The following is a 25,686-nucleotide window of genomic DNA, read 5'->3' on the forward strand; positions in this document are numbered from 1 at the left end:
TGTTATTTGTGAGGAACTACCAATAACCAATGCCCGATGTCCAATGCCCGATGCCCAATGCCCAATGCCCGATGCCCGATGCCCGATGTCCAATGCCCGATGCCCGATGCCCGATGCCCAATTCCTAATATTATGTTATTAACCATCTCTACAACTCGCGTACCTGCTACAGATTTAGGTTATTTGCTGCACAAACATCCCGATCGCCATCAATCCTTTCCGATGACTTTCGGGCAAGCCAGCGTGTTTTATCCAGAGGCAAATGCAGAAAGGTGCACGGCGGCTTTACTCTTAGATGTCGATCCGGTTGCTTTGGTGCGGGGCAAGTCGAAATCCGGCGATCGCCCCCTCGAACAATACGTGAACGATCGCCCCTACGTTGCCTCTTCTTTTCTGTCTGTCGCCCTCGCCAAAGTCTTTAGTACAGCTCTATCCGGTCGCTGCAAAGACCGCCCAGAACTCGCAGAAACAGCAATTCCTTTGACAGTTAATCTGTCGGTTTTGCCCTGTCGCGGTGGCGAGAACTTCCTGCGGCAAATGTTTGAGCCGCTGGGCTATCAAGTCGCAGCAAAACCCCTGATTCTTGACGAGCAATTTCCCGATTGGGGCGCGAGTCCTTACTTTTCTGTGGAACTGCAAAGTACAGTTCGTTTGGCGGATTTGTTAAGCCATCTTTACGTGCTAATTCCCGTCTTGGATGACGACAAACATTATTGGGTGGGCGATGATGAAATCGAGAAGTTATTGCATCACGGCGAAGGTTGGTTGAACGCGCATCCCGCCCGCGAACAAATTGCCAACCGCTATCTGAAACGCCAGCGCCGTCTGACGCGAATTGCTGTGGCACAGTTAGCAGAAGAAGATAATATTGACCCTGAGTATCTCGAAGTTTCTCATCAGCAAGAAGAGGAAGTTTTAGAACAGCGAATTAGCTTGAATCAAGAGCGTTTGGAAGCTGTGACGGAGGTTTTAAAGCAAAGTGGTGCTAAGCGAGTGGTAGATTTGGGCTGCGGTGAGGGAAAACTGCTGAAACTGCTTTTGAAAGAAAACTCGATCGAACAAATTACAGGCGTCGATGTGTCCTTTCGGGCTTTGGAAATTGCCAGGGAACGTTTGCAAATCGATCGATTGTCTCCCGCACAGCAATCTCGCATTCAACTAATTCAAAGTTCGCTGATTTATCGGGACAGCCGCTTGACTGGTTTTGATGCGGCGGCGGTAATTGAAGTGATCGAACATCTGGATTTAGAACGGTTAGCTGCTTTTGAGCGGGTTTTGTTTGAATTTATCCGACCCAAAAGTGCGATCGTCACAACTCCAAATATTGAATATAATGTTCGCTTTGAAAACTTGCCTGCGGGTAAATTTCGCCACCGGGATCACCGCTTTGAATGGACAAGGGCCGAATTTCAAACTTGGGCAAATGGGGTTGCCGAACGGTTTGGCTGTCGGGTAGAGTTTCGTTGTGTGGGAACTGAAGATTTAGAAGTAGGTTCGCCTACGCAAATGGCAATATTCGCCCAGTGAAAATAATACCGACAGTCTGTTTGTGCTTACAATATAGTTAAACTTGGAAAAAAGCAGGCTTCCGCTATGAGTAAATCTATTCAAACCCAGATCGTTGAAATTGACAATTCTCAGGGCATTCGCATTCCCAAATCTTTGTTAGATCAAATTGGTATTAGCGAAGCAGTAGAAATCGAAGTTCACGGCGATCGGATCGTCATTCGTGCAGCCCTAAAACCGCGTGCCGGCTGGGAGGAAGCGTTCGCAAAAATGGCAGAACAACATGATGATGTCCTTCTTGATGATGTCACCACTACGGATTGGGAGGAGCGTGAGTGGGAATAAAATCAGCGCTGACGAACAAAAAGCAGTTTTAGATAGTTTGGTACAGATGTTGGCGAAATAATATTATTAAATGAAAATTACAATTTTCACTGGTTCCCCGGCTGTGCCTGGGAACCGATGCCCAGAGGCTCTGCCTCGCGAGGTTCGATCAGAATTCGAGGCAGAGCCTCTGGATCTGCGTTACCAGGCACAGCCTGGTAACGAGTAAACGAGTAAAAAATCTATATTATTAAACAATGAAAATCACGATTCCAGAACTATCCCTAGTCGTTCTCATCGGTGCATCCGGTTCCGGCAAATCCACCTTTGCGCGGCAGCATTTCCTACCTACAGAAATCATTTCATCGGATTACTGCCGCGGTCTGGTTTCCGACGACGAAAACAATCAAGCAGCCACCGCTGATGCTTTTGAAGTATTGCATTTAATCGCTGCTAAACGTCTGGCGGCAGGTAAGCTAACTGTGATTGATGCCACCAACGTTCAGCCGGAAAGCCGCAAATCTTTGTTGGAATTAGCCCGAAAATACCATTGCTTTTTGGTTGCTATTGTGCTAGATTTACCAGAAAAATTGTGTGGCGATCGCAATCAACAACGTGCAAACCGAAATTTCGGAAATCATGTAATTCGCCGCCACGTTCAAAATTTAAAGCGATCGCTCAAATCTCTAGATAGGGAAGGATTTCGCTACGTTTACGTCCTCCGTTCCCCAGAGGAAATCGACGCGGTGGAAGTCGAGAGACAACCTTTGTGGAACAATCGCAAAGGTGACGGCGGCCCTTTTGACATCATCGGCGACGTTCACGGATGCTGCGACGAATTGGAACAATTGCTGCAACAGTTGGGCTATCAAATTATCGAAAAATCCAGCGAATCCGATTTGGGGAATTTTCCCACCTACGCGCACCCGGAGGGCCGTAAAGCCGTGTTTTTAGGCGATTTGGTCGATCGGGGCCCGCGCATTCTCGACACCCTCAAACTCGTGCGAAACATGGTACTCGCAGAAACAGCTTTGTGCGTACCTGGAAATCACGACATCAAACTGCTGCGAAAACTCAACGGCAAAAATGTCAAAATCAACCACGGACTCGAACAAACCTTAGCAGAAATTGCCGCTTTACCCGATGAATTGCGCGAATCAGCAGTACGAGAAATTCGCCAATTTTTAGATAGTTTGATTGGGCATTACGTCCTCGATGGCGGCAAATTAGTCGTCGCCCACGCCGGGATGAAAGCTGAATTGCAGGGACGCGCATCGCGCCGCATTCGAGATTTCGCCTTGTACGGAGAAACAACTGGCGAAATCGATGAATTCGGCTTGCCCGTCCGCTACAATTGGGCCGCCGAATATCGAGGTCAGGCAGCGGTTGTTTACGGACACACCCCCGTTCCCGAAACAGAATGGTTTAACAATACTGTTGATATTGACACGGGCTGCGTTTTCGGAGGCAAACTAACAGCTTTGCGGTATCCCGAAAGAGAATTTGTCAGCGTTCCCGCTGCTAGAATTTACTGCGAACCTGCCAAACCGATCGCCTTTCAATCCAGCCCAAGTCCACTTAACAATAGAGACATGAGTTCACCCGCGCTCAATAGCGGTTTGGCGGCAGTGAATCTCACCTCCCAACAGCAGTTTGATGACGTACTGGACATTAGCGACGTACTCGGAAAACGCATTATTTCAACTCGCCTGCAAAGTAACATTACGATTAAAGAAGAAAATGCGATCGCAGCCCTAGAAGTAATGAGTCGGTTTGCCGCCAATCCCAAATGGCTGATTTATTTGCCGCCCACAATGTCTCCCGCTGCTACCTCCAAAGAACCAGGACTTTTAGAACATCCAGCCGAAGCATTTAGCTACTACCAACAGCAGGGCATATCGACAGTTGTGTGCGAAGAAAAGCACATGGGTTCCCGTGCAGTTGCGATTGTTTGCCGCGACACATCGGCAGCTTTACGCCGCTTTGGCATTCTCAGCGAGAGTATGGGCATTTGCTACACCCGCACGGGACGGCATTTTTTCGATAATTCTACCTTAGAAAGAGAATTTTTAGCGCGGGTAAATGTCGCTCTCACTACCAGCAATTTTTGGGAGAAATTTCAAACAGATTGGGTGTGTTTGGACTGCGAATTAATGCCTTGGTCAGCCAAAGCTCAAGGTTTATTGAAAGAGCAATACGCCGCCGTGGGAACAGCATCTCGTCACGGGTTTGCGGAGGCGATTAAGAACTTAGAACAGGCAAACCAGCGGGGAGTTGAAATTAATTCTTTGCTGAGTAGCTATCAAGAGCGAGCCGAACTAGCCGATCGCTATGTTCATGCCTATCAGCGCTACTGCTGGCCAGTGAAATCGCTCTTAGACCTCAAATTAGCGCCTTTCCACATCTTGGCAACCGAGGGAACTGTTCACACTGACAAAAATCACTGTTGGCACATGGAAGAGATTTCACAAATTTGTAAAGCTGACCCGGAATTGCTGTTAGCTACTGAATACAAAATAGTTGAAATTGCAGATTTTGACAGCAGATCCGCAGGGATTCAATGGTGGGAAAAACTGACTGATTCGGGAGGCGAAGGAATGGTTGTTAAACCAATGGATTTTATTGTGAAAAATAGCAAAGGACTCGTACAGCCTGCGGTAAAATGTCGCGGTAAAGAGTATTTGCGAATTATTTATGGTCTGGAATATTCTTTGCCGGAACATTTAGAAAAATTGCGATCGCGCGGACTTTCCGGCAAGCGTTCTTTGGCGTTGCGAGAGTTTGCTCTCGGTGTAGAAGCATTGGAGCGATTTGTTGCGGGTGCTCCATTGAGACAAGTTCACGAGTGCGTTTTCGGAGTTTTAGCTATGGAGAGCGAACCTGTCGATCCGAGGCTGTAATCGGAAGGTAGAAAGCAGGCGAAAATCTCGACTTGACAGTAATTTGGCAGGGGTTTAAACCCCTGCCTCAAAGCTAAATTTGTCTGAAGACAGTTTAACAAATTATTAGAAAAACAACCAATTACCAATTACCAATTATTACTGTATTTTACTAACTCAGAACTTAGGTAATTGGCACAGGTTGGGCGATTGCGGCAAATAAGGTGCGCCGTGCACACCCTACTCTAATTCCACGAATCGGCGGCTTAATATCAGGTTTTCAACCCTAATTCGATCCTATTTGTAACCTCTATTTTTTTCCGACCAAATGCGGGTTGGTAGTCCCCAAACATAGACAAATCCTTCGGCAGCTTTGTGATCGAATTCGTCCTCTGCGCCGTAGGTTGCTAAGTCGAAACTGTACAGAGAATTGTCTGATTTGCGGCCGACAATAGTCGCATTTCCTTTGAACAGTTTGAGCCGCACGGTTCCAGTTACTCGCTTTTGCGTGTCCTGAATAAATGCGTCTAAAGCGGTTTTCAAAGGATTGTACCACAGGCCGTTGTAAATCATTTGGCTGTAGGTTTCTTCGATGCCTCGCTTGTACCGCGTCACATCTGCTGTCAGCGTCAAACTTTCTAAGTCTCGGTGCGCGTGCATCAAAACTAAAATCGCTGGTGTTTCGTAAATTTCCCGCGATTTAATCCCGACGAGGCGGTTTTCAATCATGTCGATTCGGCCGACTCCGTGGTTTCCAACTATTTCGTTGAGTTGGGAAATTAAGGCGACTGGTGATAACTCTTTGCCGTTCAAAGTGACAGGATTTCCGAACTCGAAACCGATTTCAATATATTCGGGTGTGTCGGGAGTTTGTTCGATCGCCTTTGTCATCAAATAAACTTCCTCTGGCGGTTCCGCCCAAGGATCTTCGAGGATTCCGGCTTCAATTGCCATTCCCAATAAGTTGCGATCGATACTGTAAGGCGAAGACTTTTTCACCGGCGACGGAATGCCGCATCTTTCGCCGTATGCGATCGTTTCCTCGCGGCTCATTTTCCACTCCCGCGCTGGTGCTAAGATTTTAATCTTGGGGTTGAGCGCGCCGATCGACACATCGAACCGCACCTGATCGTTTCCTTTGCCGGTGCAACCGTGGGCGATGGCATCTGCACCGTATTTTTCCGCCGCTTCTACTAACAATTTAGCAATCAGCGGGCGAGCGAGGGCAGTCGAAAGGGGATAACGGTTTTCGTAAAGTGCGTTAGCTTGAATCGCTGGAAACGCATAGTCTTTGACAAATTCTTCGGTAGCATCAATAACTAAAGATTCCGAAGCACCGGATGCTAAAGCTTTTTTGCGGATCGGTTCTAATTCGTCTCCCTGTCCCAAATCCGCGGCCAGAGTAATTACTTCTTCAACACCCCACTCGTTTTTGAGGTAAGGAATGCAGACGGAGGTATCGACTCCGCCGGAATATGCTAGGACAACTTTTTTAGCGCGACTCATTGTTCTTTACATCCTGAATTTAACTGACATCTTGCACCCTTGTCACTAAGCTTTTCAGGGCGGGCTCTTCGACCCAACCCCTACTCCCCACAAAAAAATATCATTTTTGTGGAACAGGCATCTTGCCTGTTCGAGAGAATGGTGTAAGATGCCTGCCCCACAAGAAAATTAAATGTTTGTGGAACAGGCATCTTGCCTGTTCTGGAGAATGGTGCAAGATGTGATATTTAACCGACTTTTCATTATGCACCTAATTGAGATCGATTCTTGTCAGAAATAGTACAGATTTATATATTCTTTTTTTGCTAAACTTGGCTATTTACCGGGGGAGTTGCTGCGGAAAATCTGCTACCGTGGGATACGGTAACTGTGGCGATGGGGAAAAGCCGTGTTTTTTAGTGTTGTGATTCCGACGTATAATCGTAAACCGATTTTGGCAAAATGTCTACTGGCTTTGGAAAATCAGCAGTTCGGTGAGATTGTCAGAGAGTATGAAGTAATTGTCGTGGACGACGGATCGACGGACGGGACGCTGGAGTGGTTGGCCGCAAATGCTGACTTGTTGCCTCATGTGCGATCGATCTGTCAATCTCACCAGGGCCCGGCGGCGGCCCGGAATTTGGGCGTTGAAGATGCTAAGGGCGATACGATTATTTTTATTGACAGCGATTTGGTGGTAACAGAGCATTTTTTGCAAGCACACACCGATGCTTTACTACAGGGTTACAAAGATACTGATGCTGTTTTTACTTACGGCAGCGTGATTAATACTTGCAATTTCGACAATCCTACCTCAGAACCTTACAAAATTACCGATTTTTCGGCGGCTTATTTTGCTACGGGAAATGTGGCGATCGCCCGCCACTGGCTGCTGGCTGCTGGACTTTTTGACAATCGCTTTCAACTGTACGGATGGGAAGATTTAGAGTTGGGAGTTAGGTTAAAAAAATTAGGTTTGAAACTCATTAAATGTCCGGCTGCTGTCGGCTATCACTGGCATCCACCTTTTAGTTTAGAGCAAATTCCTGGCATGATTGACCGCGAAATTCAGCGCGGTAGAATGGGAGTTTTGTTTTATCAAAAACACCCAAATTGGGAAGTACGGATGATGATTCAAATGACTGTTTTGCACCAAATTCTGTGGGGATTTTTATCATTAGGTGGAATGCTAAATGAGCGAACGATGACTCCTTTTTTGCAGTGGTTGATTGACCAAGGCAAGCCGCAGTTAGCTCTAGAAATTGCTCGGATTTTTCTGAATTGGTATAACGTGAAAGCCGTGTACGCCGCTTGCGGGGAATTGCAGGCCGAGAACAACATACCATAAATCAGCCCGACAGCGCAAATAAAATATAATATATTGTAGGAGTCTTTCAGGGGCCATTGGTGTCAACTTAAGCTCATAATTAGTAACGGTATACTGTTTGACAATTATGCCTACACTGCCCTAGCGCTGCTTCAGAAGGGGGATTTAGGGAACAGGGATCTTTCGGAGCAACCACGGGGAGTAGGGGTCGGATTGCCCCTACGAAAAACCAGGCTTTTGTAGGGGGGTGCCAAGAATGCCCGCCCCCACCCAGAGATGATTTCATGGGCATTTCAGGCATCGGTGGAACCGGGCGTGGGTTTTGCCCCTACAAAAAAATGAAACCGCCCTGGATTTAGGGAACTCAAGACTTGGATACAAACCAGAAAAAAAAGAACTTTAGTCTTAAGTTGACACCCATGTTCCGGTCTGTTTTAATTGGGAGCATTTCACTTTTGCAGCCCAGCTAGAAATTGGAGTTTTGAGGCAGGAGGAAAAAGGCAGGAGGCAGGAGGAAAGAGGCAGGAGGCAGGAGCTAGAAGAAGTGTTTTTACAAATATGAGATGCTCCCTTTTACTTAACCTTTCGAGTGTGGGTATCTAGTGACAAAACCCAATAGAGAGCCACCCGGTAAAGGGAGGAAAAAGCGGGTAATAAAAATTGTCAAAGTAAAAGTTTTACCTCTAATCAAAATTCCTTGCTTAGCCTGTGATTTGAGGCATCAAGGCTGTTTTCTAACTCGGCTCCGATAAGTTGAGCCACCAACATTTTCAAAAGAGCATTGTTTTTGATATAATGACAGATGATTTAGGAGTGTGCTATATAGTCAATAGTTGTGCTGGTTCATCGGAGAGTGTTAGCTACAAGCGGTTAATGACTTTAAAAATATTCCCACATATACAACTTGAATATTTGGAGGGTTTGCTGTGAATACAACTGACGATAAAAATCCCAGACTAGAAACAATTAGGCTTCAAAACACTGTCTTACAAGAAAATATTTTAATGGTGGACGACCATCCAGAAAGCTTGCGACTTTTATCCCAGCTTTTGTCTAAGCGGGGATATAAAGTGCGGCCGACACGAGATGGCAAATTGGCTCTTAACTTTGCTCTGTCGAGTCCACCGGATTTGATTTTGCTGGACATTATGATGCCCGGTATGGATGGCTATCAAGTCTGCGAACAGCTAAAAGCTTGTCCGCAAACCAAACACATTCCTGTGATTTTTATTAGCTCTTTAAATGAAGTTTTTGATAAAGTCAAAGCTTTTTCGGTGGGGGGGGCCGACTACATTAGTAAACCATTTCAAACAGAAGAAGTGGTGAGCCGTGTCGAAAATCAACTGCTTCTGAACCGTCTTTATAAACAAATTTTAGCACAAAATGCGCTGCTGCAAGCAGAAATAGAAGAACGCAAGCGGATCGAAGCCGAACTCCGAGACAGCCAACGCTGGCTGTCGGCGGTAATTCAAACACATCCTAATCTTTTGTACGTTTCCGATTTGATTGAACAGCGAACTCTGTATATCAACCGCGAAATCTATAGCGATATTGGCTACACCCTGGAAGAAATCCAGCAGATGGCAGGAGGATTTCTTCCTAACTTAATACACCCTGACGATTTGCCCGGATTCTTAGAACACATGAGCAGGATTGAGGCAGCAAAAGACGGTGAAAGCTTTGAGTTTGAGTACAGAATTCCGCACAAAAATGGTGAATATCGCTGGTTTGTTAGCGTGGATACAGTGTTCGCCAGAACACCAGACGACAAACCTTGGAAAATTTTAGGAACGGCTACTGAAATTAGCGATCGCAAACAAGCCGAACTCGAACTTAAAACAGCTTTAGCTGCTTTGGAACGGCAAATTAAGCAAAGATTTCTGCTAGAAACAATTACTCTGGAAATTCGTTACAGCTTAAAGCAGGAGCAAGTTTTTCAAACAGCGACTGCCCAAATTGGTCGCATTTTTAATGCTGATTGCTGCTTGGTTCACACCTACACAGAACACCCTATTCCCAGAATTGTTAATGTCGCTGAGTACAGAAAATCCGCCTCCAAATCGCTTTTAGATTTAGAAATCCCCATAGATGGCAATCCTCACGTTCAGTTTTTATTGTCCCAAGATCAAGCTGTAGTTTCTGACGATGTTTTTTCCGAACCGCTGCTAGAAAACGTCCGAGATTTGTGCGGTCAAATAGGTTTGAAGTCGATGATATCCATCCGCACTTCCTACCAGGGAAAAGCCAACGGAATGATATGCCTGCACCAGTACGATCGCCCGCGCCACTGGACACCAGATGAGATCGGATTATTGAAAACTGTGGCGGCACAAATGGGAATTGCGATCGCTCAAGCCAATCTTCTCGAACAAGATAAACAACAGCGACTTAAACTTCAACAAAGCGAAGCTAGTCTAGCAGCAGCCCAAAAAATTGCCCATATCGGCAGTTGGGAATTTGATTTAGTCACAAATAAAATCACTTGGTCAGAAGAAGTATTCCGCATTTTTGGTCTTGACTCAAGTGCAACTGAACCGACATCTGCCAAACTTTTAAAGATGTGTCATCCCGACGACAGAGAATTATTTCAACAAACAGTCAGCCTGACTATCTCACAAGGAATTTCCTACAAAAGAGAGTTCCGATTTTTGCATCCTAGCGGTCAAATTATATACCTCGAAGGAAGGGGAGAAGCTGTTTTTAGTGAAACAGGGGAAGTAATCAAACTGTTGGGAACAGTGATGGATATTAGCGATCGCAAACAAGCCGAAGCAGCTTTGCAAATTAGCGAAGAACGTTTTTATCTGGCATTTGAAGGCAGTGCGATGGGATTGTGGGATTGGAATCTGGCCACGGGAGAAGTATATTTTAATCCCCGGTGGAAAATGATGCTGGGATATGAAGTAGAGGAAATAGCAAATAGTTTTGCATCCTGGGAGCAACTGGTACATCCAGAGGATTTGTCTCCGGCTAAAGCAGCGCTAAATGCTCACCTGGAAGGCAAAAATCCTACTTACGAAGTGGAATTTAGGATGCTGACAAAATCCGGCGAGTGGAAGTGGATTTTAGCTCAAGCGAAGGTGATGGAACACGACGCTTCGGGAAATCCTTTGCGGATGACGGGCACCCATATTGATATTAGCGATCGCAAACAAGCCGAAGTAGAGTTGCAATTTAGCGAACAGCGAGAACGAGAAAAAGCGCAACAGTTAGAACAAACTCTGGCCGACTTAAAAAAGGCTCAATCTCAGCTTATTCAATCCGAAAAAATGTCAAGTATCGGGCAAATGGTAGCCGGAATAGCCCATGAAATTAATAACCCGATTAGCTTCATCTACGGCAATATTATTCCCGCCGCACAGTACGCTCGCGATTTGGTGAAGTTGCTCCAATTCTACCAGCAATACTATCCTGAACCAGTTCCAGAAATAGCCCAAGAATTGGAAGAAGTCGAGGTGGATTTTATAGCTGGCGATTTCCCGAAAATCATGGCTTCAATGCAAGAAGGTGCTAACCGCATTAAGCAGATAGTGCTGTCTTTGAGAAACTTTTCTAGACTCGACGAAACCGATCGCAAAGTAATAGACATTCATGAAGGAATAGAGAGCACGTTGGTGATTTTGCAGCACCGATTCCAGTCACAGCCAAAACGTCGGGAGATTCAAGTTATTAAAAATTACGGGAACCTGCCCAAAGTCGAGTGTTATCCGGCTCAATTAAACCAGGTATTTATGAATTTGCTGGTGAATGCGATCGACGCTGTGGAAGAGTCATCAGCAAACTGTACTTGCAAAGTTAACCAGATTCGCATTGTTACTGAACTCAGCAGCGAAAATAAAGTGTGTGTGCGGATTTATGACAGCGGGCCCGGTATCCCTCCCGAAGTTCAGTCAAGGATGTTTGACCCGTTTTTTACTACCAAACCTGTCGGCAGCGGCACTGGTTTGGGGTTGTCGATTAGTTACCAAATAGTTAAAGACACCCACGGCGGTAAGTTGGAGTGTCATTCAGAAGTTGGCCGGGGAACAGAATTTGCGATCGAACTGCCGATTTCGCAAAAGTTGAAAGTTGAAAGTTAGGATAAGCTGTTAAATCATGTGCGGTAAATTAACCATAATTCTTGTAGGGGCCGGTTCACCACAAATCTATAATATTACTCACAGATGAGCGTAAACCCCCTCGACCGTCAGATGGGGGGCAATTGCAACGGATATCATATTAATTGTGTATCAGAACCTATTTTAGGGTGCGTGATAACCTGACATTTTCTCCCGTATTTCCTGCGAACGGTCTGTCATTTAGGATCGCGAATTAAATAACTTACAATTTTAATTGTTATTGTGGGATGGGCGTCCCGCCAGTCCAAAAAGGACGGGCGGGACGCCCATCCCACAAACTTGTGGAAGTTATTAAATTCTCATTCCTTAGTGTAATCTCATTTTAAACCTGATATAATAAAGAGTTAGCCTTTTGAGGCTCCAGACGTTGCGCTGCTAAAATTAGTAGTGAATATTACAGTTGCTATTATACAAACTCTGTCAACATACGTCTGCTGTAGCGTCTACCACATTTTAACTGAATTATGACTGACTCAATTCGCTTCCTCATGTGTGCTCCCGACCACTACGATGTGGATTACGTGATTAATCCCTGGATGGAGGGAAATGTCCACAAATCATCGCGCGATCGCGCCGTCGAACAGTGGGAAAAACTTTACCACGTCCTCAAAGACAACGCCGTTGTAGACCTCGTACCGCCGGCAAAAGGCTGGCCGGATATGGTTTTCACCGCCAACGCAGGCTTACTTTTAGGCAATACCTTCGTCCTCAGCCGTTTCTATCACAAAGAACGCCAAGGCGAAGAACCCTATTTCAAAGCATGGTTTGAAAGCAAAGGTTTCACCGTGCACGAACTCCCGAAAGACTTGCCGTTTGAGGGCGCTGGCGATGCTTTGCTCGATCGCGAAGGACGCTGGTTGTGGGCCGGATACGGCTTCCGTTCCGAACTCGACTCGCACCCGCTACTAGCAAAATGGCTCAACATAGAAGTGCTTTCCCTGCGTTTAGTTGACGAACGTTTCTATCACCTAGACACCTGTTTTTGTCCTCTGACAGGCGGATATTTGCTCTACTATCCAGCAGCATTTGACTCGTATTCCAACCGCTTAATCGAAATGCGAGTTGCGCCGGAAAAACGCATTGCTATTGAAGAAGCCGATGCCGCAAATTTTGCCTGCAATGCGGTCAATATTGACAAAGTTGTGGTAATGAACAAGGTTAGCGAAGCCTTGAAAACGCGCATTACTCAGGCTGGTTTTCAAGTAATTGAAACGCCGATGAGCGAATTTCTAAAAGCGGGCGGCGCCTGTAAGTGTTTGACGCTACGGGTAACGGAACCAGTGCAAGAAGATCGATCGGCAAACGTGATGGTAGAAAGCCGCACAATTCGCATGGAAGGTCACTTGCTCGATGCGGGTTTAATCAGCCGTGCTTTAGACTTAATTGTCGATCTCGGTGGCAGTTTCCAAGTGCTCAATTTCAATCTGGGAGAGCAGCGGCAAAGCACATCATCTGCGGACGTTAAAGTTTCGGCTCCTTCCCACGATGTGATGGAAGAAATGATGGGAATGCTGATTGACTTGGGTGCAGTGCCGCCACCACAAGAGATTTGCGACGCTATTTTAGAACCGGTAGTGCAAGATGGCGTTGGCCCGGACGACTTTTATGTTAGTACGATTTATCCCACGGAAGTGCGGGTAAATGGTCAGTGGGTGAAAGCGCAAAATCAGCGGATGGATGGTGCTGTTGCTATTACTGAAACCGCTGATGGCCCAGTGGCTAAATGCAAATTATTGCGCGACTTAAAAGTAGGAGAAAAAGTCGTTGTAGATGTAGTGGGTATCCGCACCATCCGCAAAACAGAATCGCGGGAACAGCGCAATTCTCAAGAATTCAGCTTTATGTCGGGCAGCGTTTCTAGCGAGCGCCGCGTAGAATTGGTGGTGGAACAAGTAGCGTGGGAATTGCGCCAAATTCGCGATCGCGGTGGCAAAGTTGTAGTTACGGCGGGGCCTGTTGTTATCCACACTGGCGGTGGCGAACATTTAGCGCATTTGATTCGCGAAGGTTACGTGCAAGCGTTGTTGGGCGGAAATGCGATCGCGGTTCACGACATGGAACAATCGAATATGGGAACCTCTTTAGGGGTTGACATGAAACGCGGTGTTGCTGTGCGCGGCGGACATCGGCACCACTTGAAAATAATTAACACTGTGCGGCGTTACGGGAGTATTGCAAAAGCTGTTGAAGCAGGGTTGGTTACTAACGGTGTGATGTACGAGTGCGTGAAGAACAATATACCGTTTTCTCTGGCGGGTTCGATCCGCGATGACGGGCCACTTCCCGACACGCAAATGGATTTAGTTAAGGCTCAAGAAGAATATACTGAGCTGTTACGGGGTGCGGATATGGTGTTAATGCTGTCGTCTATGCTGCACTCAATTGGTGTGGGAAATATGACGCCGGCTGGTGTGAAGATGGTCTGTGTGGACATTAATCCGGCGGTGGTGACGAAATTGAGCGATCGGGGTTCGATCGAATCTACTGGAGTTGTTACCGATGTCGGATTGTTCCTAAGTTTGTTGGTGAATCAATTGGATAAATTGACTAGCCGCCATCATGTAGCTCAATCTGTTTAGATTCGGCGGTTGAAACCGCGTCTATACAAACGAAGTCCGCCTGCGCGGACTGAAGAATAGAGGCTGGTAGGGTGCACAATGTGCACCTTACAGAGCCGATAATAATGCTCATTATAATCGCTCAAAATGCGCCCCAATAAATTGAGCGATCGCCCTTTCGATCGCCCTTTTCTCCTGCAGAGGATGTAATTTCTAAATTAGGGGCGGTGACGGGAGACAAATCGCCCGGTAAAGACCTAATTCGCAACTCATTTAGCAAAGCATTAATATTGTTCGGCTCAGCATCCAGAATGCTTGCCAGCGGCAGCAGATTTTGCACTGCATATTCGCCGAGTCGAGCATTAATACTCTCTGCTAAATAGCAGAGCATAATGTATCTGCTACTGCTACTGATAATATGAAATATTTTATTCAACTCATCAAAGTATTGAGTCCCCGGTATAGATGCCGCGATTTTGGTTTCACCCTTCCAGAATAAATCTACATGAATTTGACTAGCTGGCGAAACTTTAGCCTTTGCAATCCAGATGATATTGAGGATTGGTTCCGAGTCGCGCTCGTGGAAAATCAGCCGCTTTAAACCCGATATAAATTCTGGGGAATTTAGCGTATTTTGCCATTCTCGACACCAATCATTACTTTTAGCATTTAGGGCATTTTTGACCGTCGTCGGATGTTCAATCACATCTTTTAATAAAGAAAGACTTCCCGCAGCTTTGGCAAAGTTTGGGGAGATTTGCTGGTGCAGTATCTGGTTGGGATCAATGTAATCTTTGCGCCAAGGTGCGTCGGGGATGAGAACTTGACAGGCGGGAGCAAGTGTGATGTTAGCAGTAAGAATCGGTGGGTTTTTAACTGTGCAGCCTTCTAATGACTGTTGAGATTCTAGACGGCCGATGACCTCGATCGCAGAGTTTTTATCTGCTGCGTTTAAAGGTGTGTTGCTGTACTCTGCTGCTAATTCTTCGAGAAAATCTAGGTAATCTTGTACAACAGGCGATCGCCCTTGTCCCAAAAGCTGATAGACTTCGGAAAATGGATGAGAAACCGCTATAGTTGTGCGGCGGTTGCCGAAAAAAGGCACGTCATCCAAAAAAGCGTATTTTGGCCGCCAAAACTTACCCCTAGACTCATCCCACAGACATTGACGGTGAGCAAAGCGCTTTTGAATTTGCTGGCGTTGTTCGCTGGAAATACTGCCTTTGATGAAAGTATCATCGAGATACTTGTAAATTGCCTTTACTGATTGTAAATGTGCGTTTAGAGCGTCGGATGTCGTGATTTCAACTGTCATTTTCCCAAGTTTTGATTAGTGTATCAAAGTGGTCGATAACTGTAGTGGTATCTACAGGCTGAAAACCAAGTGCAGTTCTGATTTCGGGCTTCAGCAAGTCGCGATCAGGGCGTGCAAATAAAAATTTTTGGCTAGCAACTAAGCGAACATCTTGAATGAAACAGACATCTTTAGCGCGATACAGCCTGGGTTCAGGTATCGCAGCGGCGGGATATTGGCTTAACTTCTCAGGATTTTGCTCGACAGGAAGCCAAGGTTTATCTGCGAGTGTTTCAGCCAGTGTTTTGTTGGTATTCCCAATTTGGGTATATTTTAGTGCCTCCCAATTATCAACTATGTAGTTAAAAACCGCAATACAAGCATCGGTTACTGCGCCTGTACCCGAACGATTGGCGGTTTGAATTAGATTGTCAACACAAGCTGCAATGTCATCTGCACTCAAGGTTTTTCGCATCCCCAAATTATCGAAAAAATCGAGCCAGAGTGCATAATCCTGCGAGTAAAATTCCATGTCTGGAATAGCTGCTAAATTTCCGAGAATGTTGCGGATTACTTGACTTTCGGGATTGTAAATTAGTTCGACAGATCGTAATCTGCGATCGCTACAGCGTACCAAACGCGCCTTTTTCAGCTCTTCCTGGAATGAAAAAGCATTCTCTCCTGCTTTTTCTAGTTCTTTGCAAGCATCATTCAGATGCTCTCGAATCCACGCCAGCGCGATTAATTGTTCTTCAGGAGCAAATGAGGCATACTCAGGTAACAAACACTCGCGAATTAGTCTAGCGCGATTCAGTACCGGAACTTGCAAAAATTGGAACAGCCGCAGCCATTGCCTGTTTTTTTCTATGCGTAAAAGCCTCAACGTACCTGCAATTTCCGGCGGTTCGTATCCACCGCCCGGAAGGTAGACATTTTCATCGTTGAGGGAAACTATTTCGTGGGAAGTTGTGGGGTAAATTGGTAGTTGACGCAGCTTGTTGAGGCTATCTTGGTCGTAATTTGTTGGTTCTGAAGCTGCCAGGAAATTGAGGAGAGAGGTATAATGCTGTTGGTGGTAGGGCGGCAAACCTCGATCGCACCGCGAAGATACTGTGTCTAGGACATCTGGGCCTGTCAGAAAATAGACTAACAGATTTTTGTGTCTTTGAGCAAATTGGGCGATCGCACTTTCAAGTTTAGCCGGTGCTTTGACAAGCGTCACCCCAAAATACTGTACAGCCTCGATCGTTTCCGCTGCAATATTATCAGCGCACAACAAAGGAGTTTCCGCAGTTCCTCCTTTGTGAAGCTTACCATCATTTCCCGGAACCAGTGGAACTTTCTTTAATTCCTCGACTGTTTCTGGCGACAGATATCTGGGGGAGATATTAAAAAAATAATTGTATACGAGAGTCAACCACTCTGCATTTGGTGGATTTAGTGCATCAGATTGCCAATCGCATTGTGACTGCGTTGAACTAATGACATAAACCAATTTTCTCGCTACTTCTGTAGCCTTCATTTCTGACACGCCAATCATGTTATGTGTAGGCACTACCTGGCTTAAATCTTGATGCAAAAACCATTCTAGATGATCGGCAAATATCTGCCTTGATGTCTCTTCGGAAAAGTAAATAGTGCCTATCGGGTTGTAACCAAATACTTGCAGAGTATTATTAGCGAGAAAAGCTAGCGGTAAACCGCGCAAATCCCGGTGATTGTCGCTGATGCAATAGCGCAGCATATTCGCAATCCACTGTCTATTTTGCAAGCTGGGTTTCGGTGCATCTTGCAAGGGGACGCCTAGTTGTTTGTTTTCGGTTAAGTGTTGTCGCAAGTTAGCTGCCGTGAATGTTTGCAACAGCAAACCTGCATCTTTAAAAGCTGCCAAAATTGACTCGGGTAATGGCGGTTCGGGAATGTCGATATTGTCGGCGCGCATTGCTGCTAATAATTCGTCCCACAACTTTTTAGAAGGTAGATTTTTGACTGTCGGAGGCGTCACCCATCTTGTTTGTGACACCACGGCCCCGCTGAATAGATGTTGAGTTACAGCGTGTTCTACAGCCGATCGCACAACTGCTCTCTGATACAATAACTGTATGACAAAACGGTGCAGTTCTTCGAGAGCTTTGCTGACAGTAATTTTGCTAACAGGCCAAAGTTTGTAAAATTCCTCTGGCTGATACCTGCCAATATCTTGCACTAAATCAACAATTAAGTTAGCATAAGCGTGGGACAAAACGTGCTGTGCGAGTAGCTGGTTCCAAATAGCTCTCGGTCGGTCTTTTCCAGTTTGTCCGCTGTCGCTGCTGAGGTTATCCCGCGAACTATTTAAGTTAAAAAAACCGTTGATGTGAACGGGTAGCCCAGTTTCCAGGGGAAGTGGCAAAAAACAGTAAACTTTCCCGCCCACAGGTTGAGGATTTCCCTCGGTACTAACAGCATTAATCCTAGCAGCAGCGCCCGCCCAAGGCAATACTTTTTCTTGGCTTTCGTACATTGCTTTTATGACTTTTGCCAACTCGTCGCCTTCATCTGTGCGAATTAAACTTACTGTTCTCCAAGTTGATTTGGTATTCCGATTCCCGCTAATCGTTTCTATCTCGTGGCGGTAAGAAACTGATATTAAACCGGCTGGATTATTGTGGCACAATTCCAGCAATTTGTCTGGTGTCTGGGGAATTGCATCGAGGAGTTGTTGCCGCGATTCTCGTACTTCTTGCTGGTTCTGGGTAACAATCGCCAGAATCTCTTGCCTAGTTTCTTGACTGTTGGCGGGGATTTCGTAAACTCTAATTTCCTGAACCGATTTCAGGAATAGCAGCAGTTCTTCACCTGAATTAATCAGTGCGTCTAGTAGTTCATTGACGTTGGATTCGGTAAAAGCTTGTTTGCGAATTTCGCTATTTTTAGCGTGTTCTGCGGTTCTCAAGGGCAAGCGAAACAAAGTGCCTTGAAAATTTGTATCTCCTAATGGCAATCCTCCCGCTGCGTAGACTTGCATAAAATCGGGATATTTTTCGTACCATTTAGCGTCTGCCAAATTCCATTCGCGTCCCGGTTCTTGTCGGGAAGTGCCCGGAATCGCCGCGCCGTGAGGATCAAAAAAGATGATGCGATCGCGCGATACGAAACTCGGATAATCTGTAACATGATATATTGCATTAAACCCGACGCCAAATCTACCCGTTTTCTGCAAATCTCGGGCTTTTTCGCTTTGTCCCAGACTGCGAATGCTCTCAAAATCTTTATCTGCAAACACGCGATCGTTGTAGACTAACATCGCCGGCCCCATTAGCCGTACCATACGATCGTCAGGCAATTGTTTGACCGGATGGTGGCGCCAATCAAGAGTAATTTCTACGCGCGTTGCTTTAGCGTCGTCAGCATTTTGGATCAACTCTTTGATAATGCCAACGCCTTCGGGATAATCTCGGATAATCCCTCTCAAGCGGGCGATCAAGGGTTCGGATTGGTAGAAAGACTTGCCCTCAATTTCGCTGTTGCTGTAAGCCATAGATGTTCTGACGACTAAAAGCGGGAGGAATTTAAATGCGATCGCGCATCTTCACTTTGTATCTAATACTATACAAGCGAAGCGTAAATACAAGTAGGGTGCGCGCGCAGCAACCTACCGAAAGCTATTCGTAATATTGCAATAAAAAGCCTCAGACCCGCAAGTCTGAGGACCGGAGTTCCTGAAAATCGTCACTTCTTACTATTGTCGCCAACAAACACCACAACATACAAGAGGGGTGCAACCCAGCACGGCAGTTTTTGGCAGACAGAGATTGCTTCCTGACTCGGAAGGCGAAAACAATTTTTAATTCCACACTTCACGAAAGCAAAACAATTATTCTCGCCATTTACATATCTGGGTTGATAATTTAGCTTTAGGATGGGAGTCTGTCCTCGATCGCAATATAAGGAGCACCGTGAGTCCCCGTATATATTTGAGTCGGGCGGTAAATGCGGTTTGCCTCTAGCTGTTCCTTCCAGTGGGCCAACCAGCCGGCAACACGGGCGATCGCAAAAACTGGTGTAAATAAGTCCAGCGGAATTCCCATTTTGCGGTAAACCAAACCCGAATAGAAATCTACATTTGCATAAATTCCCTTGTGAGCTAGTTTTTCCTCAACCACTTCTTCTAACTTGATAGCAATGTCGTAATAATCGTCGTGGCCGAAGTTCTCAAACAACTGTTCCGCTAACCTCTGAAGAATAGTTGCTCTGGGATCTTTCACCTTGTAAACTCGGTGACCGAAACCCATAATTTTGTCCTTATTTGCAACGCACTTCTCGACAAAAGGCCGCACATTTTCTACCGAACCAATTTGCTCCAACATATCAATCACTTCTTCATTAGCTCCCCCGTGCAGCGGCCCCGCCAAAGTGCCAACTGCTGAAGCAATCACTCCGTAAGGGTCTGTCAGCGTCGAAGCTGTTACCATTGCCGAAAATGTAGAGGCATTAATTGTATGTTCAGCGTGGAGAGTCAGACAAGTGTCAAAAATTCTAGCTAACAGCGGATCGGGTTCTTGCTCGTTGAGCATATAAAGAAAGTTAGCCGAGTAGTCCAAGTCATCCCTCGGCCGCACCGGGTCATTTCCCCGTCGCATTTGCTGGAACGCTGCTACCATCGTGGGAATCTTCGCTAGCAGCCGCACTACAGCTTCTCGAATGTATGCTGGGTTAGCCAGAGCTCGGCGGGAGTAGAACAAGCCCAGGGCGGCCGCTGAAGCTTGCAGGGCGTCCATTGGATGTCCTCTTTCAGGAAAGCATTTCATCATGTCCCGGATGCGATATTTGATCCGGCGGTGATAGCGAATTTCATGCTCGAAAGCTTCTAGTTCTTCCTTTGTCGGAAGTACCCCCCAGATTAATAAATATGAAGTTTCGAGAAAGGAACTTTTCAGTGCCAGTTCCTCGATGCTAATCCCGCGATATTCCAGCAACCCTTTTTGTCCATCAACGTAGCTAATGCTGGACAAGGTGGCGGGAACACCTTCTAAACCTGGTTTGAATTCGCCGACGACCATTGCGATACCGTTTTATGTGAGTTCAATCTACTAAAAGTACATTACCAGAAACGAAGATAGTGTCGCAGTCTTGACAGATAATCATGTGAACAAACCTGACGGTCAACTGAGTACAGTTAGACCGCAGGCTTCTTTTTCCTTTTTTTCAAAGGCTTTTTATAGTGAGGTAGTTCCACCCCCACTTGCTAATATAGTATCAGAGTATTTCCCGATCATCAAGGGGTATAAAAGAATAATTGTCGCTTTGGGTACCTACACCCGACGAGCCTTTCATCCCAAGGAGTAATTCCCAACGGGGTACTTCGCGCAGCGCTCTGATTAATCCCCTCTAAATATACCGAGGGACTTCCCGGCTGGTAGTTAATTCGGGTTCAGAAACCGGGTTTTTCAACAGACAGCCCGATCGCACCGCTGCGTATTGTCGCCCCTTTTTCCCGGTTTCCCCGTCCCAGAATGCCGTTTTAAGAGGGCTGGCGCGTCCTGTTAATGTCGGGGCGGTTCGCTGTTTCTAGTGCAGCAAAAACTTGGGCGCAGTTAGCCAAAACATTTGGCTGCGGCCCACAGGGGAGCCGGTCTCCGGGAGGATTAAGCCGATGATACCTGCTTTTTTGAGAATCAGGGCATCTTGCGATCGAGCCCAAAGCAAAGTTTCTGCCCAGTGGCCTAAGTCTGGTTGGTGGCCCACCAGGGCCAAGCTGCCGCTACCTATTTCCTGCCACTGTTTGTACCACTCCAGCCAGTTCCCGATGTCTCCTGAAGGTGCGAGGGCGGCGGATTCTTCTATTTGGGAACTCAAACCGACTGTTTGCAGGATTTGCGCCGTTTGCTGGGCCCGCAGTAGGGGACTCGTGAGAATCAAGTCAAACTGAATTTCGAGCTCGTACAGCCGCTGGGCAATTTTCCGGGTTTTACGATCGCCCTCTTTAGTCAGCGGGCGTTCAGAGTCTGTATCATATTCTTCGGGCTCGGCTGCGATACCGTGCCGGATCAGATAAATAACCATATATCAATACTTCCAGGCATTTTATTATCCCGTTTTTCTAGGAGCGGTCTAGGATATACCTACCTTTTGCCTATTCTACAACTGGATTAAGCTCTGGCGCCGTCATCTGGTTGGCGCTTGTGTAACGATCGCGCCCTTGTCGTTTCGCATCATATAATGCTCGATCGGCGAGGGCAACGAGTTCATCCGGTGATGTTTCCGCAGTGGGAATCACAGTTGCAATTCCCATGCTAACAGTCACGATCGCGCTCACATTAGATTGCTCGTGAGGGATTCCCAAATCTCGGATTGCCTGTCGGATCGACTCAGCAACCGCGATCGCGCCATCCGCATCCGTATTCGGTAGGATAGCAGCGAATTCTTCGCCCCCGTAACGTGCCAACAGATCCGATGAACGTTTAACCGCAAGTGCCGCCGATGAAGCCACTTTTACTAAACAAATATCCCCAGCTTGATGTCCGTAGCAATCGTTATATCGCTTGAAATAATCTACATCCAACATAATCAACGAAAGCTGTTGTTTCCCCTGCATCAGTCGGTGCCATTCCGACTCCAATCGCTCATCAAAACAGCGGCGGTTTGCTACTTGTGTTAACCCATCTGTCGTAGCAATTAATCTTTCTTGTTCCGCCCGGTGTCTGAGCATCTCCTCGGCCCGCTTGCGTTCTGTAATATCAGCAAAAGTCGTTACTACTGCATAGGGTTGAGACTGATTCATTTGGAACAGCGGTTGCGAATTAATCGAAATCCAAGTCAGCGTTTTATCCGATTTGTGAATGCCCATCACCACATTTGATACGGGTTTTCCCGTCCGTAGGGTAATCATTGCCGGATGCTGTTGGCAGGGGAAGGGAGAGCCATCTTCCTGAACGGTTCGCCAGTCTAAATCTATGGATGTACGCCCCATCAGTTGTTCGGGGCTCAGTCCGAGAATCCTTCCGGCACTAGCATTACAGGTAGTAATTTTTCCGTCTGCTAGCTGAAGTACGACGCCTTCAGTCATGCTTGTAATCACAGAACGATACCGTTCCTCGCTTTCCTGTAATTGACTCAGGAGAATGTTTTTAGCATCAAACTCTGAAGCCAGATGCAGGCTACCCGCCAAAAACCCCGCCATCAGTTGTAAGGTATGAATATCTGACTCTGTAAAGGCACAGGGTGTACCGGAAACAACTTTTAAGACGCCAACCCGATCGTCCTGATAGAACAAGGGAACAACCACCAGTGACCGGATACCAATGCGCTGACAGGCAGACTGATCCACCCGTGTATCGGTTTGTGAATCATCGCAAAGCATGATTTGGCCGGTGGCAATACATTTTCCCGATAAACTTGTCCCTACTTTGATCCGTAATCCAACATAGGCGCTGGCGATACCGCTGGCTGCCCGATACACCAACTCATCCCCTTCCAGCATTTCAATCACGGCCCCATCGGCACCGAGCGATTTTTGAGTTCGCTCGGTAATCACCGCCATGACTGCATCGAGATTGGGATTGCGGATGGCGATTTCCTGTTGGGTGGCAATCACCACAGCCAGACGCTGGAACTCTTGTTGTAATGCTGCTTCTGCTTGCTTGCGAGCGGTGATATCCTTCATAAAGCAGTGATGCCCGATCGATCGCTCCTGCGAGTCGTAGGCTGCCAACATCACCACCTGCTTGTAAAAGATCGAGCCATCTTTCCGGATACCCCGGGCCTCAACCTCCACTCGGCCCTCGGCTAGCATTTTTTGATAAGCGACCCTCATCCTGTCGCAGTCTTCGGGATGAACTGTTTTCTGCCAACTCATACCAACCATTTCTTCAGGCTGATAACCTGCTAGATTCGCGTAGGCTTGATTAACGGTGATGTACCGTCCGAAAATATCCAGCCGCGAGATGCCCTCAACGGCATTAGCAAGAGCTATACTCATTTCTCTGAGTTCTGTTTCCGCCTGGACAAGATCCGTAATGTCTTGGGATGTACCAAACAACCGAACGACTTTTCCCTCTGCATTGAGTTGGGCCTGTCCTCTGGCTTCGGTATGGCGGATAGAACCATTCGGGCGCACGATTCTGAGGCGCAATAGATAAGGCTCTCCGTGAGTGAGCGCTCGTTGAACTACCCGGTGTAGCTGTCTGGCACTTTCGGGATGGTAAAGCCGCAGGTTTTCTTCATAGGTAGGTTCGCCTAGGGCGCTGGATCGTCCCAAAATCTCGAAGAGTTCGGGAGACCAGGTAATTTTACCGGCAATCACGTCAAATTCCCAGCTACCGATGTGGGCAACCCGCTGGGCTTCTGACAACCGGGTTTCACTCTTTTGCAGGGCTGTTTCTACCTGCTGGCGGTCGGTAATGTCTTTTTCGTTCACGAGCAACATCGGGTTGCCTGTTACCGGGTCGTCGGTACACCGCACGTCCATCCCATGCCAGCGAATTCCCGCCAGAGTAATCACTTGAGCCTCCGTGCTAAATACCTCACCGGACTTAAGAACTGCCATTGCTCGCTCTCCTACCTGAGAGTCAACAAAGCGACTCACAAAAGCATTGTCTGTCGCAGAGTGAGGGTGCAGCGCATCCCCATAACAGCGCAAAGCTGCGGGGTTTTGCAGCAGCGGCAGACCTTCGATGGTATATAGCGAAACCATGAGCGTGGTGTGTCGGAGTGCCTCGATCGATCGCAAGGTTTCCTGCTCAATCTGATCGGTAGTTTCAACCATCCCCTCTACCAGCATTGCCAAACGCCCGCTATCAATCCTGATGCCAGAGCAGCGACAGCCGACAGAAACAGGCTGACCGTCGGGGTAAAACGTCCATTGCTCGGACAAGGTTTTGCCTTGCTCAAACTGCTGTAAATAGCTCTGCAAGCGAATCCGAGTAGACTCTGACATATCGCTAAAGTTGCGACTTATGAGCTGCTGCTGCGTCGAAGCATTCCAAAGGCGTAAAGATGTCTGGTTTGCCCATCGCATTTGCAACTTTTCAATATCAAATACCCAGATCGGGTTTTGCAACAAGTCAAAGGCACTGAGGTGAAAAATATCTCCGCTAGGGGAATAGGCAAAGTCTGGTTGCAGGCAATTTTGATGATTGACTCTTGGCGCGCTTTCTGTATTAATCGCAGTTTGATTCGGTTCTGTTTCGAGTTCCGGCGGTTGATTTGGCGCCCGCACCGGGCGGTGAGATTCCAGATGCCGCATCCTCAACCCAAGCTGCACTGCAACGTATTGCACGATCTGAACGTCGAGAGGCTCCCACTGACGCGGACTTCGGCATTGATGAGCAATCAACAGTCCCCAAAGCTTCGGAGATTGCTGCTGTTTGCCATCTAGCAAGATTGGCACCACTAAATTGGCCTGAACCTGGATGCGATCGAGCAATTCGACATCACAAGCTTGAAGATGACCGCTGTGAATATCAGAAATGCTGCTCGTTTGTCCCTGGCTGTAACGCTCTACCCAGGTAGCTTCCAAGCAAGGATCGTAAATCTGTTTTCCTAGGATTCGTGGCCACTGGGCATCAACCGATTCAGCCAATACTACGCCATTTCTATGCGGTAGGAAGCGATAAATTATCACGCGATCGGCTTGCAGCAGCACCCTGGTTTCTTCTACCGCACATTGCAAAATTGTCTCCTCCTCCGCGAACTCGTTGATTTGAAGTGCAATTGCTGAAATTTTTTCTATAATTTTATCTAACGACCAAGAGGAATTCTGTTTTGTAAACATCTCCGTGTTCCTTTTTTTTCAATCTATTTTTTACAATTATAACCCCCGAAAAATAAATAATATAGAATTTTTTTTTAAGTCTTACCAACAGATTGTTTGCTTGAGGTAAAAAATGCAAAAGTTTTGCAAAGTTTTATTTGAAACTCACTAATCTCCTGCAAAAATATAAATTTTAGGCTTTTATGTGATTTAGCGAAGCCTTTATGTTTTTCCATGTCTATTTGGCTGATTGTACGGCATTTTTTTATCAAAATCAGCCCAAACATCCTGGGTCGCCTCGAACAAAGTGTGATTTATTTAGCGATTTTATAGAAAAAATTCCAAAAAATAACCCTGTAAAATTATTAAAATTTTAAATTTCTGTTGTGGAGGTTAGTAAACTCTATGAAATTAAATTTGCCACCCAATCTTTTTTTTACCAAAATACTTCCTTGCCTTTTT

At 46.5% G+C, this 25,686-nt stretch carries 13 protein-coding genes; 6 read left to right on the top strand and 7 right to left on the bottom strand.

Annotated elements, in window-relative coordinates; translation table 11 throughout:
• Positions 1-2: 2 nt before the first annotated feature.
• Positions 3-146: a hypothetical protein gene (locus QUA00_RS14215; protein ID WP_333410022.1), complete on the bottom strand. Its 144-nt coding sequence runs from the start codon at positions 144-146 to the stop codon at positions 3-5.
• On the opposite strand from QUA00_RS14215, the gene QUA00_RS14220 reads away from it, so the two are divergent.
• The 3 genes from QUA00_RS14220 to QUA00_RS14230 all read left to right on the top strand — a co-directional run bounded on the left by QUA00_RS14220 (position 133) and on the right by QUA00_RS14230 (position 4,730).
• On the top strand, positions 133-1,527 hold the full coding sequence (locus tag QUA00_RS14220; protein WP_333410023.1) for a 3' terminal RNA ribose 2'-O-methyltransferase Hen1: 1,395 nt from the start codon (positions 133-135) through the stop codon (positions 1,525-1,527). The genes QUA00_RS14215 and QUA00_RS14220 overlap by 14 nt on opposite strands.
• Before the next feature lie 66 nt (positions 1,528-1,593).
• Positions 1,594-1,851, top strand: a complete 258-nt coding sequence (locus QUA00_RS14225; protein ID WP_333410024.1) for an AbrB/MazE/SpoVT family DNA-binding domain-containing protein — start codon at positions 1,594-1,596, stop codon at positions 1,849-1,851.
• Between the two features lie 236 nt (positions 1,852-2,087).
• On the top strand, positions 2,088-4,730 hold the full coding sequence (locus QUA00_RS14230; protein ID WP_333410025.1) for a polynucleotide kinase-phosphatase: 2,643 nt from the start codon (positions 2,088-2,090) through the stop codon (positions 4,728-4,730).
• A gap of 276 nt (positions 4,731-5,006) precedes the next feature.
• On the opposite strand, the gene QUA00_RS14235 is transcribed toward QUA00_RS14230, so the two are convergent.
• Positions 5,007-6,215 (bottom strand): argininosuccinate synthase, encoded by a 1,209-nt coding sequence (locus tag QUA00_RS14235; protein WP_333109161.1) that lies wholly within the window; start codon positions 6,213-6,215, stop codon positions 5,007-5,009.
• A 388-nt stretch (positions 6,216-6,603) separates the two neighbouring features.
• Between QUA00_RS14235 and QUA00_RS14240 the strand changes: the two genes are divergently transcribed.
• The 3 genes from QUA00_RS14240 to argZ all read left to right on the top strand — a co-directional run bounded on the left by QUA00_RS14240 (position 6,604) and on the right by argZ (position 14,218).
• On the top strand, positions 6,604-7,542 hold the full coding sequence (locus QUA00_RS14240; protein WP_333307857.1) for a glycosyltransferase: 939 nt from the start codon (positions 6,604-6,606) through the stop codon (positions 7,540-7,542).
• A 905-nt stretch (positions 7,543-8,447) separates the two neighbouring features.
• Positions 8,448-11,600 (top strand): PAS domain-containing protein, encoded by a 3,153-nt coding sequence (locus tag QUA00_RS14245; protein WP_333410026.1) that lies wholly within the window; start codon positions 8,448-8,450, stop codon positions 11,598-11,600.
• 503 nt (positions 11,601-12,103) lie between these two features.
• On the top strand, positions 12,104-14,218 hold the full coding sequence (gene argZ / locus QUA00_RS14250) for a bifunctional arginine dihydrolase/ornithine cyclodeaminase (RefSeq protein ID WP_333141926.1): 2,115 nt from the start codon (positions 12,104-12,106) through the stop codon (positions 14,216-14,218).
• A gap of 121 nt (positions 14,219-14,339) precedes the next feature.
• Here argZ and QUA00_RS14255 read toward each other — a convergent pair whose 3' ends face one another.
• The 5 genes from QUA00_RS14255 to QUA00_RS14275 form a co-directional block, all read right to left on the bottom strand.
• Positions 14,340-15,512 carry a hypothetical protein gene (locus QUA00_RS14255; protein ID WP_333141927.1) on the bottom strand — a complete coding sequence of 391 codons (1,173 nt, stop codon included), beginning with the start codon at positions 15,510-15,512 and terminating at the stop codon, positions 14,340-14,342.
• On the bottom strand, positions 15,502-19,011 hold the full coding sequence (locus QUA00_RS14260; protein ID WP_333141928.1) for a sacsin N-terminal ATP-binding-like domain-containing protein: 3,510 nt from the start codon (positions 19,009-19,011) through the stop codon (positions 15,502-15,504). Before QUA00_RS14260 ends, QUA00_RS14255 begins: the two co-directional genes overlap by 11 nt.
• Positions 19,012-19,387: 376 nt before the next feature.
• Complete coding sequence (locus tag QUA00_RS14265) at positions 19,388-20,533, bottom strand: citrate synthase (protein ID WP_333141929.1); 1,146 nt, start codon at positions 20,531-20,533, stop codon at positions 19,388-19,390.
• Positions 20,534-21,041: 508 nt separating this feature from the next.
• Positions 21,042-21,536: a phosphohistidine phosphatase SixA gene (sixA, locus tag QUA00_RS14270; protein ID WP_333410027.1), complete on the bottom strand. Its 495-nt coding sequence runs from the start codon at positions 21,534-21,536 to the stop codon at positions 21,042-21,044.
• 70 nt (positions 21,537-21,606) lie between these two features.
• Positions 21,607-25,245 carry a diguanylate cyclase domain-containing protein gene (locus QUA00_RS14275; protein WP_333410028.1) on the bottom strand — a complete coding sequence of 1,213 codons (3,639 nt, stop codon included), beginning with the start codon at positions 25,243-25,245 and terminating at the stop codon, positions 21,607-21,609.
• Positions 25,246-25,686: the final 441 nt, after the last annotated feature.

Source organism: Microcoleus sp. T2B6 (assembly GCF_036700475.1).
Classification (GTDB): domain Bacteria; phylum Cyanobacteriota; class Cyanobacteriia; order Cyanobacteriales; family Microcoleaceae; genus Microcoleus.